The organism is Acinetobacter sp. NIPH 542, assembly GCF_000369825.1.
GTDB classification, from domain to species: Bacteria; Pseudomonadota; Gammaproteobacteria; order Pseudomonadales; family Moraxellaceae; genus Acinetobacter; species Acinetobacter oleivorans.
Genome location: NZ_KB850206.1, coordinates 732882 through 757153, shown reverse-complemented (window position 1 = coordinate 757153; position 24272 = coordinate 732882). Strand labels below are relative to the sequence as shown.

19 protein-coding genes are annotated in these 24272 nt (G+C 35.1%); all 19 read right to left on the bottom strand.

The annotated features are described in order from the left end of the window. Nucleotides 1-22 precede the first annotated feature (22 nt). Nucleotides 23-2704, bottom strand: coding sequence for a type VI secretion system ATPase TssH (gene tssH / locus F886_RS09105; RefSeq protein WP_081402136.1), 2682 nt, complete (start codon nucleotides 2702-2704; stop codon nucleotides 23-25). 153 nt (nucleotides 2705-2857) lie between these two features. Next, on the bottom strand, nucleotides 2858-3121 hold the full coding sequence (locus F886_RS09100) for a PAAR domain-containing protein (protein WP_005304032.1): 264 nt from the start codon (nucleotides 3119-3121) through the stop codon (nucleotides 2858-2860). A gap of 16 nt (nucleotides 3122-3137) precedes the next feature. Next, a complete protein-coding gene (locus F886_RS09095; protein WP_005304028.1) occupies nucleotides 3138-3905 on the bottom strand; it encodes an OmpA family protein in 768 nt (255 codons plus the stop codon). A gap of 2 nt (nucleotides 3906-3907) precedes the next feature. Continuing rightward, entirely contained in the window at nucleotides 3908-4867 is a 960-nt protein-coding gene (tagF, locus tag F886_RS09090) for a type VI secretion system-associated protein TagF (RefSeq protein ID WP_004793188.1), read from the bottom strand. 37 nt (nucleotides 4868-4904) lie between these two features. Further along, the gene (gene tssM / locus F886_RS09085; RefSeq protein WP_005304024.1) at nucleotides 4905-8726 is read right to left on the bottom strand and encodes a type VI secretion system membrane subunit TssM; all 3822 of its coding nucleotides are present in this window, start codon (nucleotides 8724-8726) and stop codon (nucleotides 4905-4907) included. A 30-nt stretch (nucleotides 8727-8756) separates the two neighbouring features. After that, nucleotides 8757-10166, bottom strand: coding sequence for a hypothetical protein (locus F886_RS09080; RefSeq protein ID WP_005304020.1), 1410 nt, complete (start codon nucleotides 10164-10166; stop codon nucleotides 8757-8759). Further along, nucleotides 10163-11161 (bottom strand): type VI secretion system baseplate subunit TssG, encoded by a 999-nt coding sequence (gene tssG, locus F886_RS09075; protein ID WP_005304017.1) that lies wholly within the window; start codon nucleotides 11159-11161, stop codon nucleotides 10163-10165. Before tssG ends, F886_RS09080 begins: the two co-directional genes overlap by 4 nt. Next, entirely contained in the window at nucleotides 11125-12936 is a 1812-nt protein-coding gene (gene tssF, locus F886_RS09070; protein WP_005304014.1) for a type VI secretion system baseplate subunit TssF, read from the bottom strand. Before tssF ends, tssG begins: the two co-directional genes overlap by 37 nt. A 16-nt stretch (nucleotides 12937-12952) precedes the next feature. Next, complete coding sequence (tssE, locus tag F886_RS09065) at nucleotides 12953-13429, bottom strand: type VI secretion system baseplate subunit TssE (protein ID WP_002048404.1); 477 nt, start codon at nucleotides 13427-13429, stop codon at nucleotides 12953-12955. Between the two features lie 78 nt (nucleotides 13430-13507). Further along, nucleotides 13508-14011 (bottom strand): Hcp family type VI secretion system effector, encoded by a 504-nt coding sequence (locus F886_RS09060; RefSeq protein WP_003651052.1) that lies wholly within the window; start codon nucleotides 14009-14011, stop codon nucleotides 13508-13510. Nucleotides 14012-14060: 49 nt separating this feature from the next. After that, nucleotides 14061-15542, bottom strand: a complete 1482-nt coding sequence (tssC, locus tag F886_RS09055; RefSeq protein WP_005304011.1) for a type VI secretion system contractile sheath large subunit — start codon at nucleotides 15540-15542, stop codon at nucleotides 14061-14063. Continuing rightward, on the bottom strand, nucleotides 15535-16038 hold the full coding sequence (gene tssB / locus F886_RS09050) for a type VI secretion system contractile sheath small subunit (protein ID WP_003651049.1): 504 nt from the start codon (nucleotides 16036-16038) through the stop codon (nucleotides 15535-15537). The genes tssC and tssB overlap by 8 nt, the downstream gene beginning before the upstream one ends. 16 nt (nucleotides 16039-16054) lie before the next feature. Beyond that, nucleotides 16055-16744 (bottom strand): hypothetical protein, encoded by a 690-nt coding sequence (locus F886_RS09045; RefSeq protein ID WP_034591032.1) that lies wholly within the window; start codon nucleotides 16742-16744, stop codon nucleotides 16055-16057. A gap of 691 nt (nucleotides 16745-17435) precedes the next feature. After that, nucleotides 17436-18341 (bottom strand): tetratricopeptide repeat protein, encoded by a 906-nt coding sequence (locus F886_RS09040; protein ID WP_005304006.1) that lies wholly within the window; start codon nucleotides 18339-18341, stop codon nucleotides 17436-17438. 16 nt (nucleotides 18342-18357) lie between these two features. Beyond that, nucleotides 18358-19134 carry a putative type VI secretion system effector gene (locus F886_RS09035; protein ID WP_005304004.1) on the bottom strand — a complete coding sequence of 259 codons (777 nt, stop codon included), beginning with the start codon at nucleotides 19132-19134 and terminating at the stop codon, nucleotides 18358-18360. A 51-nt stretch (nucleotides 19135-19185) separates the two neighbouring features. Beyond that, complete coding sequence (locus F886_RS09030; RefSeq protein WP_005304000.1) at nucleotides 19186-19929, bottom strand: putative type VI secretion system effector; 744 nt, start codon at nucleotides 19927-19929, stop codon at nucleotides 19186-19188. Further along, nucleotides 19922-20677: a putative type VI secretion system effector gene (locus tag F886_RS09025; RefSeq protein WP_005303997.1), complete on the bottom strand. Its 756-nt coding sequence runs from the start codon at nucleotides 20675-20677 to the stop codon at nucleotides 19922-19924. The genes F886_RS09030 and F886_RS09025 overlap by 8 nt, the downstream gene beginning before the upstream one ends. Before the next feature lie 2 nt (nucleotides 20678-20679). Continuing rightward, nucleotides 20680-23358 (bottom strand): T6SS effector BTH_I2691 family protein, encoded by a 2679-nt coding sequence (locus F886_RS09020; RefSeq protein WP_005303995.1) that lies wholly within the window; start codon nucleotides 23356-23358, stop codon nucleotides 20680-20682. After that, entirely contained in the window at nucleotides 23351-24271 is a 921-nt protein-coding gene (locus F886_RS09015; protein ID WP_005303991.1) for a hypothetical protein, read from the bottom strand. Before F886_RS09015 ends, F886_RS09020 begins: the two co-directional genes overlap by 8 nt. Nucleotide 24272: the final 1 nt, after the last annotated feature.

Sequence of the window (24272 nt, the reverse complement as noted above, 5' to 3'; positions counted from 1 at the left end):
CTAATTTTAGCTCTATTCAATTTTAAACTTCTGACTTCAACTTTTTACTGGTCCTTTTTTTAGCTGCTTTTGCAACCGGATCTAGTAAATATTGAATTTCGTCATCTTTAGCATCAATCATGATAATTTTTGGCAACTTTTGCTCTGCTAAAGCCACTAAAATTTCTGTAGCCAATGCAGGTAACACCGTAGAATTTAAAATATTATCAACATTACGTGCACCACTATCGACTTCTGTACAGCGACTTAAAAGTAGCTCTACCAAATCTTCAGAATACTGGACATGTGTACCGTATTGTTTTTCAATTCTTGCTGTGATCTTGCCTAACTTATGTTTAATAATTCGTACAAGTAGATCGTCATGCAATGGGAAATATGGCACAACTCTCATTCGGCCTAAAAATGCAGGCTTAAATTGCTTATATAAACTTGGTTTTAAGTGGTCAATCAACTCTTCAGCTGTCGGCCAGTCTTCTACTGGCGTATTTAAGCACGCTTGCATAATCGCGCTTGAGCCAGCATTTGAAGTCAACAAAATAGTGGTGTTTTTAAAGTCAATTACTCGTCCTTCACCATCTTCTAAAGTGCCTTTATCAAATACTTGATAGAACAGTTCCTGAACATCACTATGTGCTTTTTCAATTTCATCAAGCAACACAACACTGTAAGGGTTGCGGCGAACAGCTTCTGTTAAAACCCCACCTTGACCATATCCCACATATCCAGGAGGTGCACCTTTAAGCGAAGATACAGTATGTGCTTCTTGATATTCAGACATATTGATGGTGATTAAATGCTGCTCACCACCATATAATTCATTTGCCAAAGTTAATGCAGTTTCAGTTTTACCTACACCACTTGGCCCGACCAAAAGAAATACACCTTGTGGCTTATTAGGATCTTCAAGTCTTGCTTTTGAAGTTTTAATGCCTTGAACTAATTGTGTAAGCGCATAATCTTGCCCCATTACACGCTCGCCCAATTTATCTTCAAGCGTCAATATTTGTTTAATTTCATCATTAACCATTTTTCCAACAGGAATTCCGGTCCAATCAGAAATAATTTCATTAATGATTTGAGAATTTACTCTTTCAAATACTAATGGTTGCTGGCCTTGAATTTCAGCAAGATCTTTACGCAGTAGATTAATCTGATCATAAGCTTCAGATTCATTAGAATGATTCTGTGCGTCTAATTCCTGAATTTTATGAACAAGTTCTAATTCTTTTTTCCACTGCTCTTCAGTTTCATGAATCTCTTTTTGCAAAGATTCTAAATTAGCTTTTAAAGTTTCTAATCGTTCATGATGAATTGGAATCTGACGATGTTCATTTTCTAAAATTTGCTGTTCAAGCTTTACGTTATGCTCTTGAGCCTTTAACTGATCAAGCTTTACAGGTTGGGCATTTTGGGTCAACGCAACACGTGCTGCTGCCGTATCAAGAACACTAACTGCTTTATCCGGAAGTTGACGACCACTAATATATCGATGTGAAGAGTGAACCGCTGTAACAATCGCCTCATCATCAATTTGTAATTTAAAATGCTGCTGCATAACAGGAATCATCGCGCGCAACATATCTACCGCAACTTCTTCGGCTGGCTCTTCTACTTTTACCACCTGAAAACGTCGGCTTAATGCAGCATCTTTTTCAAAATATTGTTTATATTCTGCCCAAGTTGTCGCAGCAATGGTACGCAACTCACCACGTGCAAGGGCTGGTTTTAAAAGATTTGCAGCATCATTTTGGCCTGCTTGTCCACCTGCACCAATTAAAGTATGCGCTTCATCAATAAATAAGATAATAGGATGAGCAGAAGCTTGGACCTCTTGAATCACTTGCTTTAAACGATTTTCAAATTCGCCTTTAACACTTGCTCCAGCCTGTAAAAGTCCCATATCCAATACATGTAAATGCACGTTTTTTAGGGCGTTTGGTACTAAACCTTGAGCAATTTTTAAAGCTAAACCTTCGACCACAGCTGTTTTACCAACGCCTGGCTCTCCAGTTAAGATTGGGTTGTTTTGGCGTCTACGCATTAAAATATCGAGCATTAGGCGAATTTCATATTCACGCCCAATAACTGGATCTATACCGCCTTTTTTCGCTTTTTCAGTTAAATTAATCGTATATTGATCAAGTGCTGGTGTTTTAGCAGTTTTGGTACTTGCTACTGTCGTTTCTGTTGCTTCAGCTTCACCTGAAGGTGTTTTTATTTCATCTTGCTGTTCAACACTCTTCTCACAAATTTCAAGAAACTTATGTTTCATTGAATCAATTGGTAAGAGATCAAATAAACTCGAAGCACGAGTCGCAATTTGATATAAATCAGGCGCAGTTAATAAAGCAACTAATAAATGACCACTACGAATAACCGGATTTTGCTCAGCCGAAGCCAATAACCATGCTTGTTCAAACAAACGAACAATAGATTTAGCAAAAATAGGAGTTCGTGAATTACCTTTCGGTAATTGAGAAATTGTTTCTTTTAAATCATCAGCTAAAGCTTCAGATGAAATTTTATATTTCTTTAATAAAATTTTTAAATCATTCTCTAAAGATTGATTAAGTAACTCTAAGAATAAATGCTCAATTTCAATTTCGTAATTTTGTTGAATAACACAAGCATTAGCCGATTTTTCTAAAGCAGTTCGCGCAACTGTAGAAAGTTTTGTAATTAAAATTTTTAAATTACTCATCATTACTCTCAATATTTTTAAATAATTTAATGCTTAAAATCATAATGCCTGTATATTAACAAAATTCAGCTTTATCAGACAAACTACTCATCATTTCAAGCGTTAATATGTTTTAGTAGATATTTATATCTATATAAAAATATCTCTACCCTACCCTTATCCTTGATTAACTAAACTCTGTTTTGGCAATAATTTACAGCCGCATGATAATGAATCATTTACACGCGCTGCTGATTTACCCATGACAAGCATATTCGGATCTCCCGATACAATCGTTGCAACTATTTTGTGTAACGGGCAAGTCGCCTTGTCTCCTACACAGGCAATTGCAATTCCATCAATTAAAAATGTACTGTTTCCTGAAATGACTTGCCCTCCACCAGTTGTTGGGCATCCAATCGTAATGTAAGGGCTAGCCATGTTCTTCTCCTTATATTTATAGAACAGTAAACTCAATTCGACGGTTTTTCTTTCTGCCTTCTGGAGAAGTATTATCTGCAACAGGCTTAGATGAACCTAAACCTTCCGCAGATAAATGGTCGGCAGGAATACTTTTACTAATCAAATAGTTTTTTACTGCTAACGCACGATCTTGACTAAGTTTCAAGTTTTTAGTCGCATCACCTGAACTATCTGTATGTCCTACGATTTTGACTTTTTTACCGCCTACTTTATTCAAGGCAACAGCCATCTCGTCTAGAATTTTTTGACCCGCATCAGTTAAAACCGCACTACCAGATTCAAACTCAATAATTCGATTTTTAAGTGCGTCATCAATGATTTTCTGCTCAGCCTGATTGACTGATAACTGTGAATACAGTTGATATGGTGGCTGTACTAACCCTTGAAAAGATTGAATGGTAGGTTGAATATCTGCTGGATTCAGCATTTTTCCACTTAGCTCAAATCGGGTACCATTTACGCTTAATTTACCTTGTGAAACTTTTTTTAAGTCAGGTGTAATAACTCGCGTAACAGAATCACTCCATCCATTTGGAGCAGCTACAGGTCTCACTTGTATTTTATCTACTACCTGATCAGCACCATAAACAGATTGCATTTTTAATAAGATAGCCTGTTTACTCGCTTCATTTGGAACCACACCTTCTACAACAATGGGCTGAGCCAAAGCATAATTAGCTATTGCATAGATAAAACAGCCTTTTATGAGCTGTGTAAGTTTAGTTTGATTTCGTTGATTCATTATTATTCACCCAAAAAAGTCTGTCTAAATAGTTTTAAGCCTTGATTTAAACTTAATTGGCGTTGGCATAATGATTGTTCTAGCGTAGCTAAACCAGCATTTTGCTCCAAATAAGTATCAATCCACTGAGCTTCTATTAAAGAAACCCAATGTTTACTATCCATATTCTGAGTAAAAATATCGCTCAGGGCTAAAATATCAGCCCCTTGAAAACCGAAGAACAATACAGGTTGCTCTCGATGTAATAAACCTATCAACACCTCAGTATTATGTTCCTTTAAAAAGCGACAAATAATACTGACCCAAAAGGCTGCTATTTCATAACTGTAAGCAGGATTATTAATAGGCAAAATTAAAACTTTATTTAAGCGACTGGTTCCATTTTGTAAAATTGGCTGAAGTAATAATCCTAGCCCAATCATACTTTGCGCTAACTCATAAATACTGAGTTTCATTAATTGAGCAAATGAATGCATCGTATGATTTTCATAGAAACCTACACACTCGCGTTCAGTTAAAACCTGAATTTGATTTTGTAAGTGACCTAATTTTCCAAGTAACAGATCTGAATCTTTAATTCCTTTTAAAGTACGATTGTTTTGGAATAAATCAACGAGTACATGTTTATAGCTATAAGGCGCATATAGCAAATTATCATACGGTAAATCAATTTCTAATAAATGGCTGAGTACCATTGGAAAAGATCGACCCGAACTATCTTCACTTGCAAGAAGATTCGCCGCTAAAAACATATTTTCTTTCGGATTCGCAATAAAGAAGTCGAGCGAAGGCAACGTGTTATAAGCTTCTTTAAAGCTGCCCGATTGCATTGCATATTCCAATGCTTCAGTAATCCACTGATCAAGCAACTGTATTAAAGCATTCTGACCTTTTGTTTTTAAAAAGTCGCCTCGTGCAGGACTTTTGCCGTAATACAAAGGAGTTGTTTTTAATGTTTGCATTATTGCTCCTCCTTTCGCATAGAGGTTATTTTCCATGTCATGGTTTAACTCCCGCAGAAGGCTGAGCAAGTGCTGAAACAGGATTTTCTGTTTTTGCTGGAGCAGCTGCTTGAGCTGGCGCCTGCTGAGCAGATACCACGCGAGCAGCTTTGTCGGCAGTGACTTTATCCACTAGTTGCATACCTGCATAACCACGGCTTGAGCCAATACTGCCTGAATTACTGCTGATCAGACGGAAATTCATTTTTACAACTAATGATGGGTCGGTTTTACTACGCCAAAGCATTTCAAATCCGCCATTTTGTTCTTTACGCTGAGCACTATCAATTAAGCGGTTAATACCATATTCACCCGGCTCATCAAAAATTGTATGCGTTTGACCTTGTAAATCTACAGCGGTAATACGAGCACCTGGGATACTGCCTTGATTTGGCCAAATGAAGTTCACCCACTGTTGCACACCATTCTCATAAGTCATGCGCTGACCATCAATATCCACGGTATATGAAAGCAATTGGGGATTTGGAATTGGGTAGAACTGGAAGTTAGATTGATTAGTTGCAGGCGCAGCAGGAGCTTGACTATTCAACTCACCTGTTGCCATACCATTAGATGGAGTAACGTATCTTTGGAAATTCATAACGAATTGAGGATTTAAACTAATTCCTAAATCCTTCCATGTCTTAGACGTTAATGTATAACCACGACGAATCACAAATGGATCAAGATTTTCTTTTACAAAACGAGAAATGCTGCCGTTTTCACCTAAGATTTGTCCAATTTCACTACTTGTCGCCTGCAAAGAAGCTGATGAATTAAATGGATATTTCTTAGCAAGATTTGCTGTAAATGGTTGATAAGCTTGCATGACCCATAATTTATTAATTTCGTCTTGTGTCGGTGTAATTAAACTCTCGAAAGCCTGTGTAAGTGGGCTAACTACTAATTTTTGTAGTAATCGCTGATCAATTTCACTAAAACCAACCGCCATTTTCTCATCTACAATTTTTTGCGTCTGGTTAAATACAGAAGTTTGCTCATTCAGGGTTTGCTTGACTAATGTCATCGCATTAGGCCCAACTTCACCTGCATTCTTAAGCTCATTAAACTTACTACGAACAAGGGCTAAATTTGTCATATATTCATCAAGCAATGATTTACCCTGTTGATCATCGCGTTTGCGAACCAACTGATAGAACATTTGGTATTCTTGAGAAATAGCGCCCTGAGCATTAGTTGCCACTTGATTAGCAGTCTTATCATCATGATTTAAAACCTTACGTTTAAACCATGCAATAAATCCTTTTTGTGGAGCTGCTAACTCAGCTTGCACAACTGGATTATCCCAGTTTGTTTCGATTGCTACTCGTTCAATTAAGGTTCGAATTGGAGAGTTCTGCGGCTCACCTAAAACATCAATATTTTTTACTTGCTGAGCAAATTGGCTAGCTTTAGCATAATGAATCCCACTTAAGAATTTTCTCCATTCCGCAATATATTCTTGCTTATAGAGCGCTGTCAGTTGCTTTCTAATTTGCTCTGGACTACCTGAGAAAGTTAAATCATCAGATTGACGACTATTTAGCACCCAATCTTTACTATCTGTTGGCTTATCTGCCGCTTCTTCAATTGCTTTTTCTACATAGTCATTCCATGCCTTTTGGGTAAACACACCCGGTAATGCATAACTACCTAATACAACATTTTTATTTGCTTCACCCACAATCTGACTTACAGTTAACGCAGGGAAACGTACCGCAGCACGCATTTTTATTTCGTTATAAACACGATCACGTGCAGGCATTCCTCGAACAACAGAGAGTAATACTTGGCGTGTTTGATCAACAATTTGCGAATCTGCTTCTAAAATTGGGAATTCTTTATCATTCGCTAAAGTCATTGCGTACGACAAGATTTGTTCAGCTTCCTGAATCATATCTGCGCGTGGCATTTGACCTTTATTTGCATCTAACCAAGAACGCCAGAAACGCGTAACCTGATCACTCAGATGACTTGCATCCATGTATTGTGGATTACTCATCATTAAATACGCTTTTAATGCATTATAAGCATCTTGAGGATTTGTATCTGAAGGTTCCAAATATTGTTGAGACTGAGCGGTTTGCTTGATTTCAACATTCGTGTGATTCGCTTTTAATGTCGCTTCATTATTTTTTACGCGTTGCAAATATTGAGCAATATTTTGCTGTGTCGGTGTTAATACAATTTGCTTAACACCTTTTAAATATTCAGCTTTTAACTTTTCGCGAAGCTCATTGCCCTGATATAAACCAAAACTAAACTTAAGTGGTCTATTTTCGTCAAACTCATCTAACTGCTGTAGACGTCTTTGAAGAATCAGTAAAGCTTCTAATTGAGTAGATAATTGCTGACCAGAAGCTCTTTCTAGTTGAACTACTTTATTTAGATCTGCTTGAACTTCACCAATTAATTGTTGGTTATTACGGTATGACCAAACCCATACGCCAAGAATAATTGAAACGCCCGCTAAAGCACCAATAAATGCAATGTAGCGCTGACGTTTTCTACCCGTATTTACATGCTGCTTAACAAGATCTTTATCTTTTAAAATGACATCTGAAAATAAGCCATTTAAGAAATAGCCATGGTTAGGCGTAATTTTTGAATAATCTTTTAAATCACTTTGAGCAATTTGAGTAAGCTGAAATTCTTGTGCGATTTGTTCAGTCATTGGACTTTCAATGACACCTTCCTGCAAAGCACTGGTGAAGTAAAACCCACGGAAAACAGGTTGAAATTGATATGGATTATCTTCAAAAAGTGTACCGATAAAGCTCTTTAAAGCTGGTTTTAATGTTTTAAACTCTAATGGGAAAGTCATTACACTTGGTGAGATATTTTGCGAATGACGGCGACTTAAATGAGTCGAGCTTACCCCTTTTAGACCATCATAAAGAATGGTGTAATGTTTTTCGAACAAATCTACCGCGTTATGAGAAGAACTCTGCTCATATGGAAGCGTTGCTCCCCAAGCTTGGTTATATTCTTGAGCTTCATAAAATTCAAAAAATTCGGTAAAACCTGCAATCAAATCCATCTTTGAAAAGACTAAATAAACAGGCACAACTACTTCTAGACGTTCGGTTAGATCTTGAATACGAGCACGTAAATTTTTAGCTAGCTTTAACGAGTTTTCAGGACTTTGACTAATTAGCTCAGCAATACTAACAATTAAAATCAAACCATTAACCGGAGCTTTAGAACGGTTCTTTTTTAAAATATTTAAGAAACCTAACCACTCAGAATGATCTTCGCTATAAACAGAATAACGACCAGCCGTATCGAGCAAAATACCTTCTGTAGAGAAAAACCAATCACAATTTCGAGTACCGCTTAAACCAGCAGATACCATTTTTTGATGCGTTTCTTCGAAAGGAAACTTTAAACCAGAATTATAAATAGCTGAACTTTTACCTGCAGCTGGGTTACCAATAACCATATACCAAGGAAGCTCATATAGTGCAGCATTCCCTTTTTTATCACCCAACTTAGATTTACGAATCAGTTGAATTGATTCTTTCATTTGTTGACTAACAAGCTGAAGCTCTTCTTTATCTTTATTTTTGCCATATTCAGCTTGGTTATCTTTTTCAATTGCTTCAGCTAGCTCTTCACCCTGAGCAGCATGCTTTCTTCGTTGAATAAGCCAATAGATACCATAAACAATAAGACCCAAAGCATAGGCAGTTGCTAAAGCCCAGAATATATGACGAGGAATTGAAGTATATGAAGACATCAATGCCACGAACAATGACAAGGCGATAATTGCTTTAGGATTCGTGATGTACTGCCACAAGTAGCCTAAAATTGTATGCATTCTATTCTCGTTCTAAGTCCAAAGTTTAAATTAGTTATTCAACACCATCACATCATCTTCTGAATTTTCAGTGACACTTTGCACAAATGTATGTGCTGACACCGTATTTTCACCAAAGACAAAAGGAATGATATGTTCAGGGAAATGCATGCTCAGCATAAAGCCATAAATATCAGCTAAATGTTGGGTATGCCCTAATGAAGATTTCACATAAATATAGTGATGTGGTTCTACAGGTGTTTGAAGAAAGTGTTGCTGCAATTTCTTCGAAACTTTTATATCCGTCTGATCTGACAGTATCAGTACATAAGGATCCTCACCTTCATGTTGAGGTAAGTCATGAAATTCAAAATTAGTAAAAAGCTTTGCTGTATCTTGTTGGCCTACAACAACTTTTAGATTTTTTGTAGGTTCTAATTCTTGAATTTTTACTAAAGGATCAGCAAGTAAACAGCTTGCTGCAAATTCAGCAGGAATATAATCTTTAATCATCCAAGACTTTTCATCGACTAGATCCTGATCAATTTCGGAATCTGCGACGAGCAAAAAGAACATCTCGTGTTCTCTTTTATGAATACCCTTTAATAGGTGGATCAGCTCTTGGTAAGCCAGTTGCTCTCCAAAAAAATGATATTCAATATGGATCTTTTGAGCAGGAATGCCGATCTCAGCAAAAAACTCTAAAATTAATTCATTACTTTGTTCATCATTCCAGATATGTAATAAATCCTCTGAAAGAAGGATATGTAGATTTAAGCGATTTAAACGATAAACTTCGACTATCGGCATTTGAACATCATCATATTCAGACTCAGGATCAACCCATGCCGGATGCATATGATATTCACGTGCTTGCTGCGACTCATAAAATAAAGTTGAACGTTTTAAATGCTCTGCAAGAAGATATAAGTTTTCTATATTTTGTTCTAATTGCTGTTTTATTAATGACATCATACGAACTTGTCGTGGAGATGCATACTCGCTCTCCTCATGATTATCTTCATCCAAGTCTTTAATTCGGTAAGATAAAAGAGGCAATCCGTAAGAATTTAACAGTTGATCATCCAGCTCTGGACTTTTAAAGTTTTGTAGCTCTGCAATAATGCTTTCATTCTCACCAAATGCATGCACAGCAAAAGAAGAGTAAATATTAAAATCTAACTGTTCGAGTGGTGCATCGGTTACCGCAGTTTGTTTTTGGTTAGTATCATCTTTATCTTGATTTATAGCTTGTTCTTTCTTTTCTTTATAATTTTTATAAGCGCTATAAATTAACCATGGCGATAAAATCACCAAGGTAATAATTGCTGGTAATAGCAGGAAATAAAGGAAAAAATCACCTTTATCAGGGTTATATTGAACATCACGCCAGTAGAAAATAATAAATCCACTAACTAATGCAAAAATAGCGATGAACGAAAGTAATATTTTTTTAATCATATTCGCTCTCCAATAAGGCTATAGCAAGTTTCATGACTATGTACTTTCGGTTCTCGTGATATAAGAAAAGAACCTTGCCCCAAACCATTCTGATTATGGTGAGTGAGACAAATAGGTTGTATTTCAGACTCATCTAATACGAGTCGAAGATCTATCGATAAAGTTGGACTACACCAAGTTTCTACAATTTTTTTTAGTTTTAAACTTAATTCTTGATTTGGTAAGAAACTGAGATATTGCTGACGCTTTAATGGTCCAATTTGAATTTCAATTTTCCCATCAATTTGCTGAATAGTTTCGCCACAAAATGTATTAACACCAAGTAGACTCGGCTGAGTTCCACCTAAAGTTGTTAATTGGTCACTCGCCAATTTAAAAGACTCTTGTATGAACTCTTTGATCGTAATTTCATGTTTAAAAATACACGACAACATCGTTTTTAATGCATGAACTGTATTATTCTGGCCCTGCATTAATCCAGAAAACTCTGCAAAATAGTCATCAAGCTCTGTTTGCTGATGTTGCGACCGTACATAGCCATTCAACGCATGCAAAATATCGAGATAATCATTTTTATGCTCAATCTCATATCGAATCGGCAAATTATAGGTAATGCTCGACTCTACATATTGGGCAGTAAGCTTATGATTAAATAAGCTCAGAAACTCTTTAGTTTCAGCTCTTTGCTGACGTGGGGCCTGCTTAATCTTATTCGTATATGTATAAGGTAAAGCACCTTGTATGCCCGTAAGACCAACAATTAAATTTGTGATATAAATCCGCTCGTCCGTTAATTCTAAATTTTCAATTTCTGTAGCAGGAAAATTTAAATTAAAGGATGTCTCAAACTTAAAATGATCACTCCAAGATGTACTAACTGTGCGACTTGAATCGTGTCTTAATAGCCGTGTTGCTTGGATAAATTCAAAAGACTTTGGCTTTGTAAAGAGCTCAGCTGTTACAGAAGAGTCTTGCCACCAACGTTCTGACTGCATTGGTATAACTCCTGCTGAGATGAATAATCCTTAACAACCAAATCAACGAAACTATTAATTTGAACCTTTAAATTAAAAACACGACTTAACAATTGGCTAAAAATGTATAGGCTATGCCCTCTAAATACAGATGAATCAATTTGCAATTCGGCCTTCACGCCCCTTACAAATATTGGAAATGGTTTTCCATCTACAAGTTTGTGAGTAAGTGAAAATTCAAGATGCTTAATTGATTCAATAATTAAATAATTTTCTTTTGATAATGGTAAGTTGTATAACGCAAGTAACTCTTTAATATGAGATACCGCATCACCTTTCATTAAAGCTAAACTATTCAATGAAAGATGCGAAATAACACGCCACTGCTCACTCTGACTTTGACCAAATTGATATGGTTTTGTAGGTCTTTTTAAAACAATCGCACGGCGAGCCAAACTACTATCGTTGAGGTTCAATATATTATTAGACTGCCCCAATGCTTCATGTGGTAAGTCACGATTTGAGCATAATAATTTTGTGCTAATAAAATCCGAACGTGTTGACGAAGGATTTAGATTTTTAGAAATAATTGAATATCCCATTTCGACGAAATTGGGCTGTAATTTTTGATAGTTTACTGAATAGAAAAAACGAGCCTTATCTGCATGGTAGTGACTCATCGCGAAAAAAGGTAGTACAGGAACATAGCTTTCTTCTTGACTCGTTTTTTCACGAACCATATTCATTTCAGTGATTGAATAAACTTGATAAAACTCAGGATGATGTGCGTCTGTAATCAGTGGGTATTCTAATTGCTTGTGTACAATTTTTTGAGGTTCAGCGTATTTTTCAAATAAATTAATGACTGGCGTAGTAAATAATTTAAAATTAGCGATATTTAATTCAGAATAATTTCGGACTACGGCTTGATCATTTAAATTTAATTTAAAATGTATAAGCAGCTCAAAACCACTCTCTTCTAAAGATAGAAGCTTTAAAAAACTTAAATCGAGTTTTAGATAATTAAATTTTTCAGGAAAACAAAAATATTCCATCAGCAAACGATAAGCATGGTGAGTATGCTGATCGAGAGGCAATAGACTTTCTTGCTCTGAAAAGCCAGTTAATTCAAATGGATTTTTATTCAGCTCAACAACTTTCTGCCCTATTTTAATAGCAAAAGTTGTCCCCTTCTTAAAAATACTGTCTAGTACTTGAAGTGGAAAATTAGAAATTGCATCTAAATAAATAGGTAGTTTTTCATCTTTTAAACATAGATGAGCATTGTTAAAAATTTCGAATTTAAAATTTAAAGTCGCATTTTGACTTAAATGCATATGTGCACTAGGTGTGCTTTTAAACTCTAGCGCTTGCAAACTTATTGGGAGTAATTTGACTTCTTGCGTCGTATTAAACTCACATTGAACCCCTTTAAAACTACGCGACTTCAAGACGGTGTGTGCAGGAACAATATGCGCTTCTGTGAGCTGCTTTATCTTATTTATATCTTCGAAACTGACTACCGAACAAGCAGGAAAGTGACGTAAGTATTGAGGAAACATCACCTCAAATAGAGAGCGCGTAAATACGTCATAGCTATCAGCAAGCTTTTTATCAATACGAGCAGCAATTAATGAAAACGCCTGTATAAGACGCTCAATATGCGGGTCATCAATCTGCTCTTGATTTAAAGATAAGCGCTGAGCAATTTTCGGATATTTTTGTGAAAACTCACGAGATTGCTGACCAAATTCTTGTAGTTGTTTTTCGTAAAACGGTAAAAGCTCTTCTATCACAACACACCCACTACGCTTAGGTTCTCGCTGAAATTACATATTGCTGCGTTGTCGGTTTTAGCAATGCATCAAAAACGACAGGTTCATACAGTGGATGAATATTTAGATAAGCCTGAATACTTAAACATAGTGCCCCCATATTATGTCCATCCAACAACATCTCTACCCGTATTTGTCTTAATCTAGGTTCATGAGCTGCTATTGATTGTTCAATGGATTGGCAAATCTTGTCTCGATCTAGCGGATTGGCTGTAGAAAGCCCCACGAAATCAATAATCCCGAACTGAAGTATAGATTTTTTAACTAGCGGATAATCATCAACCACATGATCCAATTTAGCGACTCGACTATTCAGCAAGTCTTCTAAATCTTTTGCTACCGATTCTCTTAACTGCTGAATAGAAAGACCCTTTGCATAATCTTCACTTTCAGGAATTAAGCGATCAAACAAAGTTGAACGAAATCCATATGGATAAAGCCGATCTAAATTCATTCGAGTTCACAACAAGCATGCTTAAAGACAGCAGAGGCTAACTTTATGTCAGCCTCCACCAAATATTCACTTAAATAATTATGCTGCGTAAGAAGCAGTATTATTAGAAAGTGACCATTTCTTAGTAACAGCACCTTTAGCAGTACCGTTAATATCTTGTTGATTATAAGTCCACTCAACAGCTGCGTATTTCAAACCAAACGCTTCAGTTGGAACACCTTCTTCGTTAACTGTTGGAGTTACGCTAGAAACTAGAACATGCTTCAATTTAATTTGTAAGTACTTGATACGTTTATCGCCATTTGCACGATAAAAATCAATTTGTACTTCATCAAATGTATAACCAGCTGAACATGCTTCCCATAATTTCGGGCTAGTTGCATCTAGGTCTTTAATAAAAAGCATATCTGAATGTTCAACACGCTCAGCAGTATGGCCACCAACACTACTTGAAGTAGCAGATTTAGGTTGACGAATGTTATGAGACCAAGAGTTAACTTCTAACCAGCCTTTGTGCTCAGAGTCACGAGACTCGCCATCAACTTTATATTTACCGCGAAACTCAACGTATATATCTTTCATTTAGAACTTTCCTATTTGTAATTTAAAGTTATTCTTTCGCTGACCTTTATTAATTTGAGGACTGAGGTAACTCAGTAACAAGTCGCAAAGAAACTGACAACTCATCCAGCTGGAAGTGTGGTCGCAAGAAAACCACAGATTTGTAGTGACCTGGTTGAGCAGGATCTTCTACAACTTTTACAGACGCTTCGCGTAGAGGGTATTGAGCTTTCGCTTCTTGAGAAGCACCATCATCAAGTAATACATACTGTGACAACCACTCATTTAAGAATGCTTCAACATTTCCAGCAGAAGCAAAGCTACCCACTTTGTCTCTCATCATTGCTTTTAAATAATGAGCAATACGTGAAACGGCCATGATGTACTGAATTTGACTTGATAAAGCAGAGTTAGCATTTGCTGTATCATTGTCATATTTTTTAGGTTTTTGAGTTGATTGCGCGCCAAAGAAAGCAGCGTAATCGGTATTCTTACAATGCACTAAAGGAATAAAGCCCAAATCGCTTAATTCTTTTTCACGGCGATCAGTAATCGCAATTTCTGTTGGGCACTTGAATACCACTTCGCCATCTTGTGTTTTAAACGTATGAACAGGTAAGCCTTCTACTAAACCACCGCCTTCAACACCACGAATTGCAGCACACCAACCATGCATATCAAATGCATTTGTTAAACGAGTACCGAAAGCATAAGCAGCATTCATCCACAAATATTCGTTGTGGTTTGCACCCGAAACATCTTCAGCAAAGTTAAACCCTTCTGTAGCAGTTCCTTCCTTTGGATGATAAGGAAGACGACCCAGCACATGCGGCAGGGTTAAAGCGACATAACGAGCATCTTCACTGTCACGGAATGAACGCCATTGAACATATTCAGCTGTTTCAAAGATTTTCGACACATCTCTAGGTCGATCAATATCTGTAAATGATTCAAGACCAAGAATGCTTGGACTAGCCGCCGAAATAAACGGTGCATGAGCCGCTGCAGCAACATGAGAGATTTGCTCAAGCAAATACATATCAGAAGGCGTACGGTCAAATTCGAAATCACCAATCAGTGCCGAATATGGTGCACCACCAAAAGATCCATATTCTTCTTCATAGATTTTTTTAAACAAAGTACTTTGATCAAAGTCTGTAGCACCTTGAAAATCTTTGACCAACTCTTTTTTAGTCGTATTCAACATACGAATTTTAATGAGAGGATTAGAAGGTGTTTCTTGACAGAAGTAGTAAAGACCACGCCAAGTTGACTCAATCTTTTGGAATTGCTCATTGTGCATGATCTGACTTAATTGATTTGAAATCAGAGCATCAATTTCTGCAATACGCTTATCGATTGATAAAGTCATATTTTCAGAAACTGTAATTGTTCCTGCCATTACTTCTTTAGCAAGTTCACCGATTAAGCTTTTTGCACGCGAATGTTCTTCTTCATTTCGAGCAATACGACTCTCTTCAACAATCGAGTCTAGAAGATTAACTTGTTCATTTTCAGCAAGAGGCATTGCTGCCGTTTGAGCATTATTCATGATCAGCCTCCGCACTTAATTTACGGATTTGATCAGTACTCTTAAGCACTTCATCAAGTAAGTCTTCTAAACGCTCACTGTTAGAAATCTTATTTCTTAAATCTGTTAAACGCTCACGTGCTTCAACAAGTTTCTTTAATGGGTCAACCTGTTGAACAACATTTTCTGGGCGAAAATCTTCCATTGACTTAAATGTTAAATCAACTGCAATTCTTCCGCCCTCTTCAGTCAGCGTATTATCTACTTGAAAAGCAGCTCTTGGAGACAATGACTCCATAACTTCATCAATATTATCTAAATCGACATTAATGAATTTTTTATCTTTTAATTTTGTACGTTCAAGCTCAGAAGCTGCCGAAAAATCACCCATCACACCAACAACAAATGGTAGTTCCTTCGCTTCTTTTGCATCACCAATTTCGACATCATATGTAAGCTGAACACGTGGAGGTCGAATTCGCTGAAGCTTCTTTTGTACGCTTTCTCTCTTAGCCATAAGATTCTATTCCTGATTATTTAATTAAAGGGTCAAAAGGCGAACTTTTTGATTTATTAACATTGGCTACAGGGGCAGTTTTTGGTTTAACCGCAGTTGCTTTTGCTGGAGTTGCTACTCGTTTTTTTGCTGCTCTGGAAGCTGTAACTCTGTTGCGGGTTACAGTTTGTTTTCTATAACTTCTTCTTTCATTATCAACTGAGCCACCTTCTGTAGCCGCCTTAACACTTGAAGTATCTGGCGCAGGCATTGAAGTATGGATATTTTCAATTAATTGTTTAGCGGGTGGATAAGTTACATCATTGCTTAAATAACGCATTTCCTGACTTCGCATTTGCTGCAAAGAGTTATTTGCAATGCTTACACCAGATAAAAATAAAACATCTGTTATTAATGAACCGCGTATATTTTGACTTTGCAATTGACTTGCCAAATTTAATGCTTTAACTGGTTGATTGGTTTGATAAAAGCGCATAGCTGCTTTAGCTAATAAATCATTTTTTTGAGTCGTATTATCACTATCACAAACTTGTTTAAAAATATTCAATAGCTCAGGGTCATTCTGACCTTCTGCTAAAGGATTTTTTTTAATACAACTTTTTTTAAGTTTTACAGGCTCAAGTTCTGCTGCATGAGCACCTGATAGACCGATAATGTTTCCAGTCAGAGAAAGTATCAAAATACTTCGTTTCAACACAACTTTCATTCCTCTGTTTTCTTATTTATTCAAGGCTTTACTGAAAAGTTAATATTGATAAAACATTAAAAAATCAGTCTAAAAACCTTATATTCAAAAAATTTACGCGCAGTTTATCATATAAACAAACATATTTTATATAAAAATCATATCAACTTAAACTAAAAGTAAATAGTTAAGATGGTTATAAAATATAGCTTAATAAAGTTATTCTTATAAAAATACAATATTGTTATTTTTTGTAATTAAAAATAAGTTGTTGATTTTTATGCATTAAATAAAATTAAAACTAAACCAAAAATTATCATAAATATCATTTAGTTAAGTTTTATGAAACATTTTCTTAAAAATATTTTATTTGATTTAAACGATTGGACAGATTAAATGATTGCAAAAGATACATTTCAAATTTATGAAAGTAAAATTCAATGTAAATAAAATTTAACTTGTCAAGACTAATCTGTCTATTTGGTATATTTTTTATTTCACTCTGGGAAAGCAATTAGAATCAATAAAACTCATAGATTTATGAGTAACCATCTTTCTCTTAAGGTCAAGTTCTTAGATAGTTCAAAACCACATTCAATATCAAGAAAAATAAACTATTTGGCGTTATAGTTTTAAAGAATATTGCGAGTTTTAAGTTAGAGAAAAATAAAAAGACCTTTCCACTCAAAAGAACTTTTATTTAAGTATAAATTTATATTTTAGACTTCCAATAATTAGCTTTTTCAGGACTAAATTTTGAACTACTATCATCCGAATAAATATTAAATAACAACTCTGCTCCAGATTTATTTCCATTGCGTACAGCCATTTCTGCATATCGGATTGATTCATCTAAATTCTGTTTCATACCTGCACCATTATAATACTTAAGAGCAGTATTATATTGCGCTAACGCATGTCCATGATCAGCAGCGCGTTTAAACCAGACAAGTGATTGAAGCGGATCTTGCTCTACACCATCACCTCGCTCATAAGCCAAGCCTACATTGTTTTGTGACTCAAGATCTCCCTGTTCAGCAGCTTTTAATAACCACTTAAAAGATGTTTTGATGTCTTTCTCGACACCATCACCTACATATAATTGAGCAGCAACTACCGTCTGGGATTGTATGAGTCCTAATTCAGCAGATCGAATAAAATATGTAAAAGCTTTTGCTCTATCCTGTTTTACATTTAAACCTTTGTAATAGGCCAACCCAACATTGTGAATTGCGGAAGGATTTCCCTTTTTAGCTCCTTCTTCAAACCAAATTAAAGCTTTTTGATCATCTTTTTTAACAACTTCATTGCCATTTCGATAAATCAGTCCTAATTGAAGCATGGCATTTGAGGAGCCTAGTTGTGCAGATTTTTCAAATAGTTCCAATGCTTTCTTTTGATCAAATTTTTCACCTTCGCCTGTGGCATACATAGATGCTAATACAAAAATAGCCTCTGCATCATTTGCCTTCACAGCCTTTTCCAGATCATGTTTAGACTTGTATTCAGACACATCTTTATAATCTTTAGTCAAAGTTCCGTGAGTGTGTTCTTCTTTGTCTTGAGTGCATGCAGATGTGAATAATATTAAGGTAATGACAAACAATCTAAGCTTCATTAATTAACCTTTTACTTCAAAAATTTTTCTTATCAAAATAATCTTCTGGATAAGGATCTTGGCCTTTTAAATTTTTTCTATACTTCATTACACTAATCTGAACACCATTATCAGTTAAAAAATCATTATAAAAATCCTGCTCTTTAGGATTTTCAAAACCTAATTTTTCAAATATTTGTTCAGATAAATTGCCAAAATTCTCATATGATTTTCGAAAACTAAAATAATTTATGAATGCAGAAAATGAAACTGAAATAAAAAATGTTATAAGCACTGCCTCAAAGAAGAATATTATACTCTCACCAGAATAATCAGAAGAAGAGATAAAACTAAATATAAGTATCACCATGAACAAGCCAAATGACAGAGCACTAAAAAAACAAGTCTGCATCATAATAGCTCTATATCCCATTTTTACTGAACGACCCATTTCATAGATCATATACAATAGACCTGATTTAGGATCAACAATTGCATAAACTTGATGACGTCCATCAATAGTTTTTTCGCTAATTACAGCAATCAATTCGTCATTTTCTTCAAAACGTGCTGTCGTAAATTGCCCTACTAATGGATACTTATCTATTTCACCTATAAAAGTTATACCATCTTTTGCTTTTCCAGCCATTAATAAAATAGGTGAGCTTGTAAGTAAGGAGCTGCTTCCAGCAAGTACACCTGCAAAAGCGGTACCTGCTGCGATGTCGCCCACATCCTGATTTACAGGTATTTTAGATTTGGCTTTATCTAGAGAATGGATTGGGCCCTGAACCAGTTGAAGATGTAATTTCAAAATCTTTACCTTTAAATAACCTTTTAGCCTTTAGTTATTGGCCCCATTCTTTTATTTTTGCTCTATATAGCTTTCTGGATATGGATCACTTTCAATAACTTTTCTATATTCATATACGGATTCTAGTAACAAATGATCTTTTTCACTCAAATAACGACTTGGCAATAAAAAAACCTCTTGCGGATCTTTAAAGCCATACAAACTAAAAATTTGTTCTGACTTTTCTGAAAAATGTTTTAATGAGTGAGATGCATTTTTAATAATAAAAAATAAAATAAAATAAAATAAAATAGCCACTCCTAAAAAAATTAATATATCAACCTGATTAAAACCTCTTGCCCAAAAATAAATTAAAGATCCTAATAAAATTGTTATTGCGTACCAAACATTTCTACCTTTAGCTATAGAAGTCTGATGAGCTTTAACAGAAGCTCCCATCCCAACCTGCATATGAAGTAAGCCTGTTTTAGGGCTCAATACTGAATAAAGTTCATACAATTTTTTTTCAAGACGTCTTACGACACAAATGACATATTCATTATGTTCAAATAACGCACGATGGAATTGCCCTACGCAAACTTTACCATCGATTTCCATAACAACTGATTTGACATGTAAACGACTACGTGAAGCGAGAAATACAGTTTGTGCAGACAATGAAACATTTTCTGCCACACCACTCAAAATCGCTGAAGATGCAATTTGAGCATCACCAGACTTTCCAAATGCACTTAAAGAGTCATCATAAATCTCTAACCTTTGAATGCGACCTTCAAATTTTAATAAATCATACATTCCGCTCTTTTTGCTCTATATAGTTTTCTGGGTATGGATCTTTTTTAATAACTTTTCTATATTCATATACAGACTCTAAAAGAATTTTATAATCATCACTATAGTGGCGTCCAGATAATAAAAAAATTTCTGCTGGATTTTCGAAACCATAAATTTTAAATATTTCTTCTGATTTCTCTGAAAAATGTTTGAGGGATTTGACAGTCCCCTTCATAATAAAAATAATTACAAAATAAAATAAAATAATAACTCCACCAAAGATTATAAAGTTATCTATAGAATAATCATCTATATATATGAATAGTCCTATCATCATAACTACAGTAAGAGCATATAAAAATTTAGCTCCTTTCGTAGCTGAGGCCTTATACTTCTTAACGGAAGCCCCCATACCGACTTGCATATAAAGTAAGCCTGTTTTAGGACTCAATATAGAATAGAGTTCATATAAATTTTTTTCTAATCGCCTAGCAACACAAATAACATATTCATTTTCAACTATTAGAGCACGATGAAATTTACCTATGCAGATTTTTCCATCTATTTCCATAACAACAGACTGTACATGTAAACGGCTTTGTGATGCTAGAAATACAGTTTGTGCACTTAAGGATATATTGTTAGAAACAGTAGACAAAATAGCAGATGAAGTGATTTGTTTATCTCCAGTTTGATCTAAGGTATTCAGGATACCGTCGTGCACCTCTAGTTTTTGAATACGCCCTTCAAGTTTAATTAAATCATACATAATCAAACACTCACTATTGCCTTATTAAACTCTTCGTACTCTTCATCTGCAGTTTTAAACGGCTTCTCACCACTTTTTGCTTTATGAAAGGCAGATTTTTGACACCAATCCTTTAAAGCATCATCTAAAACCCAATTCTTTAATGCAAATTCTAGTGCAACAAGACCAATAGTTATAATATTGATCCCTGCCAAGAATCTTGCACTTGCTAATCTTGCAACAATTACACTACTAGTTAATTTTATTGATAATTTTTTAGTTAATTGCCACTCTATATGAGATACAACAACACTTGTAAAAACCAAAGTTTGACTTACAGCTAATAGAAAATTAGCCGCTATCTTAAAAGTTAACAAAAGTTTTAAGGTATTATTAGTTGTATCTTTAAGATTCTTGCTATCCACAACCAAGCCTATAATTCCACCAATTACCCCCATCCCTCCTGCAGTAATTCTAAGTGCGGCAGTTGAATTAGCTACAGTTACTCCTTTTTTTGACCAAACCTCCCCTAATATCTCAAAAGTAGCAGAGGTTAAAGTAAACAAAGCACCCGTTAATTGTAAAGATAACTCTGGCTTATCTTTAATATCAGATTTCCAAGCATCATATTGAAAATAAAAATTCAGGAGCTCAAAAACCCCTACGATAGCAAGTATTCGGTTTTTGGTAATATCAGGTTGTCCTTTAACTGCTAAGGACACCGAGTTTTTAATTTCTAGCACCCTAGTATTGCGATAAGTATAAGCTATACCACTTTGCGGTAAAGATGCTATTGCAGCGTTTCTAAATTCTAGGTTATACATCAATCTCGTTAATGGGACTTGTTGAGCTAAATTTCCTGACCTTAAATATAACAATTGAGCTGTATGCCTTTGAGCACCTTCACGTGCCATTATAGTAATTGTACTAATATTTATTGTTCTTAAACGTATATCACCAAACTCTTTTAGAGCCGTATTCAGCATCAAAGATATCCAGTAAAACAGTTTATCTGGCCATTTAAAGTCATTTGTCGAGATAAACTTTTTCCCCTCAATACTCCCTAACCAACTATCAAAGGCAGCATCGGCTGCGGTAAACATACTAAAACTCTGTTTACTATAATCCAGTAAGTCTTTTGCTGAACTTGGGCTTTCAAATATCTTAGCATACTCATCCATCAAGACTTTGTTATTAAAACAATAAGCTCTCAAGAACAAGTTTTTATCTGGAACCTTTTTTTCGCATATCCATTTATTTAATAAATCCTTACCTTTCTGCAATAAATTCATGCCATACATTAAATCCATAATGACTGCATGAAAAATAAAGCCATTACTTTCTTTTGATACTTTACCCTCTTTCAATTCTTCACTTTGATCAAAATAGAATAGACCTTTTAAAAGATTAGAAGAAACCAGCCAGTTATAATGATCATCTACATAGCGAGCCGCAGCAGCATAACTCTCTTCAGATTTTTTATCGATATCCTTGCGAAATTTATCTAGAGCATCCATATCGAGTTCTTCTCGATATTTCCCCCAAGCTTTATTCCCTTGCACGATTGCTTCTTGATGTGCGCTAACTTTATGTTGTTCGGCAGTTTTTTCAACATTTTTCTTGACTTGATCTAAAGTTTTCTTATCCAAATGTGCTGTAATTCTTGGGTCATATTGCAAATGACCTAACGTTGTATTTTTATTAGCTTCAATGTTTTTAAATTTTGCACTTATCAAATTTTGCTTCAAAGTAGACTCGATATTATCAATCAAAGTCATAGTTTGAAGCTTATGTTCGTTGCTAAAGCCGTCTTTATTTTCTTTTAAGAAGCTATCAACCCCTTTAAAGCTTAATATATTACGATCTTCATTTAATTTAGAAGTAATTCCAATCGGATCATAAAGCGCAACACCAATATGCTCTTTCGGTTTCTCACTAAATTTCTTGTTTATTGCTCCCCAACGAGCAGAACCATATGATTCTAATGGCAATGCAACAGCACTTAACTGGGCACTAGAAAGACAATGTTGCTGGACAGCTCCTTTTGTTACATCAATTTTTTGCCAGTAGCCTGAAGTCGCATACTGATCAGCATTTTTTTCAAATTGTTCTCTCATTTTTTTGGTGAGTGGAGCGTGAGCATGAAGCAAATAGACCGTCTGGGCATCATCATTATTTATAGAAGGAATGGTAATTAAAGAAGCGTTAGCACTATGTCCAGCTTTATTGCATGCAAAATCTTGAGCAACAATTGGAGCTTTACCCCCTATAGCAAACTCCTGATGAAACCCCTTCTTATTAGTAATATACGCAACCCACTCTTTTTTCCCTGATTTTCTTTTTATGAGTAAGTAAATATATCCTGAATTAATCATTCGAACTGTATATTTATATTCCTTAAGTGAAACATTAGTAACATTGGCTCCTAATTGTGCCGGTAATGGTTTTACTCCTAAACGAGCTACCGAATATTTAAGAGGTAATATGTTTATACCTGTAGGGCGACAAAAGTTAGTACATTCCTTTTTAGACATCTGAGTGACTGGTATTTTATTATTCTGAGTCGTCGATGCAGCAGCCTGCTGACTAATTTTGCTTGGGTTTGGACTAACACCTAACTTTTGAACTACTTTCTGCTCTTGTTGTGCTGGCGTCCCAAATTTTTTCATTTGTTTCGCAAAAGTCGGTTTATCATTAGCCATGGTAGCTCTCTTTACATTCTCTTATAACTTGTGAATATTGATTTTCTTCTAAATAGTCCATTGCCTTGGTAAATGAGTTGGCCTCACTTCTATCAACCCAACAATGATCAAGTATGTCTGAAATCAAACGACTTTTTATAAAATTTCTATGCAAAATAACGGAATACATTCCATAAGCAATAAGATCCGTTACATGTAAAATTCCATAATGTGTTATTGCTTGATGAAGTGAATCCAATATCTCATCCTGACGAATCAATAACTTCTCGTCATATATAAGTGATTGTTTAATTACTGTATTCGATAACTCAATTAAATCTAGTTTTGCTGACTCAGCATTTGTAAAAGTAAGAGGAAAAAGCGACCTTTTTTCCTGAATTTTCACCTCATACAAACCGTTAAAAAAAACAAAATGCCAATTCTCTAAAAATGATTCAATTCGCTCGCTTTTCTTATCAATTATTGCTGGCAAGTAAACTAACACTCGTGGATCATACCAACGAAAAATAAATTTATTCTTTGTATCTTTTGCAATAACAAGTTTTTTAAAAGTTTGAACTGCAATTTTTAGATCAACAATTTTGCTAAATCCATGAATAAAATAACCATCCTCATTTTGATCTAAATTCATTAATAATGTATGAGTAATAAAGTCTAATGAATTTGCTAGATCTTCTTTCACTTTTATTTTTATAAAGAAAAGAGCTGGACGGCTATTTTTTTTAGCGCCAGCTGCAATCTCTATTGGTTCCAATTCATAATCTTTTAACTTTTCGATAAATTCATCAAAAAATCCATTCAATAAAGTCTCATCACATAAAAAACTAATATGACCATTTTGTTCAAATAGGTTTGATATTAAATTACTTAACTTTTTAGAATTTAATTCATCTTTAGAAAATAAAAGCTTCATC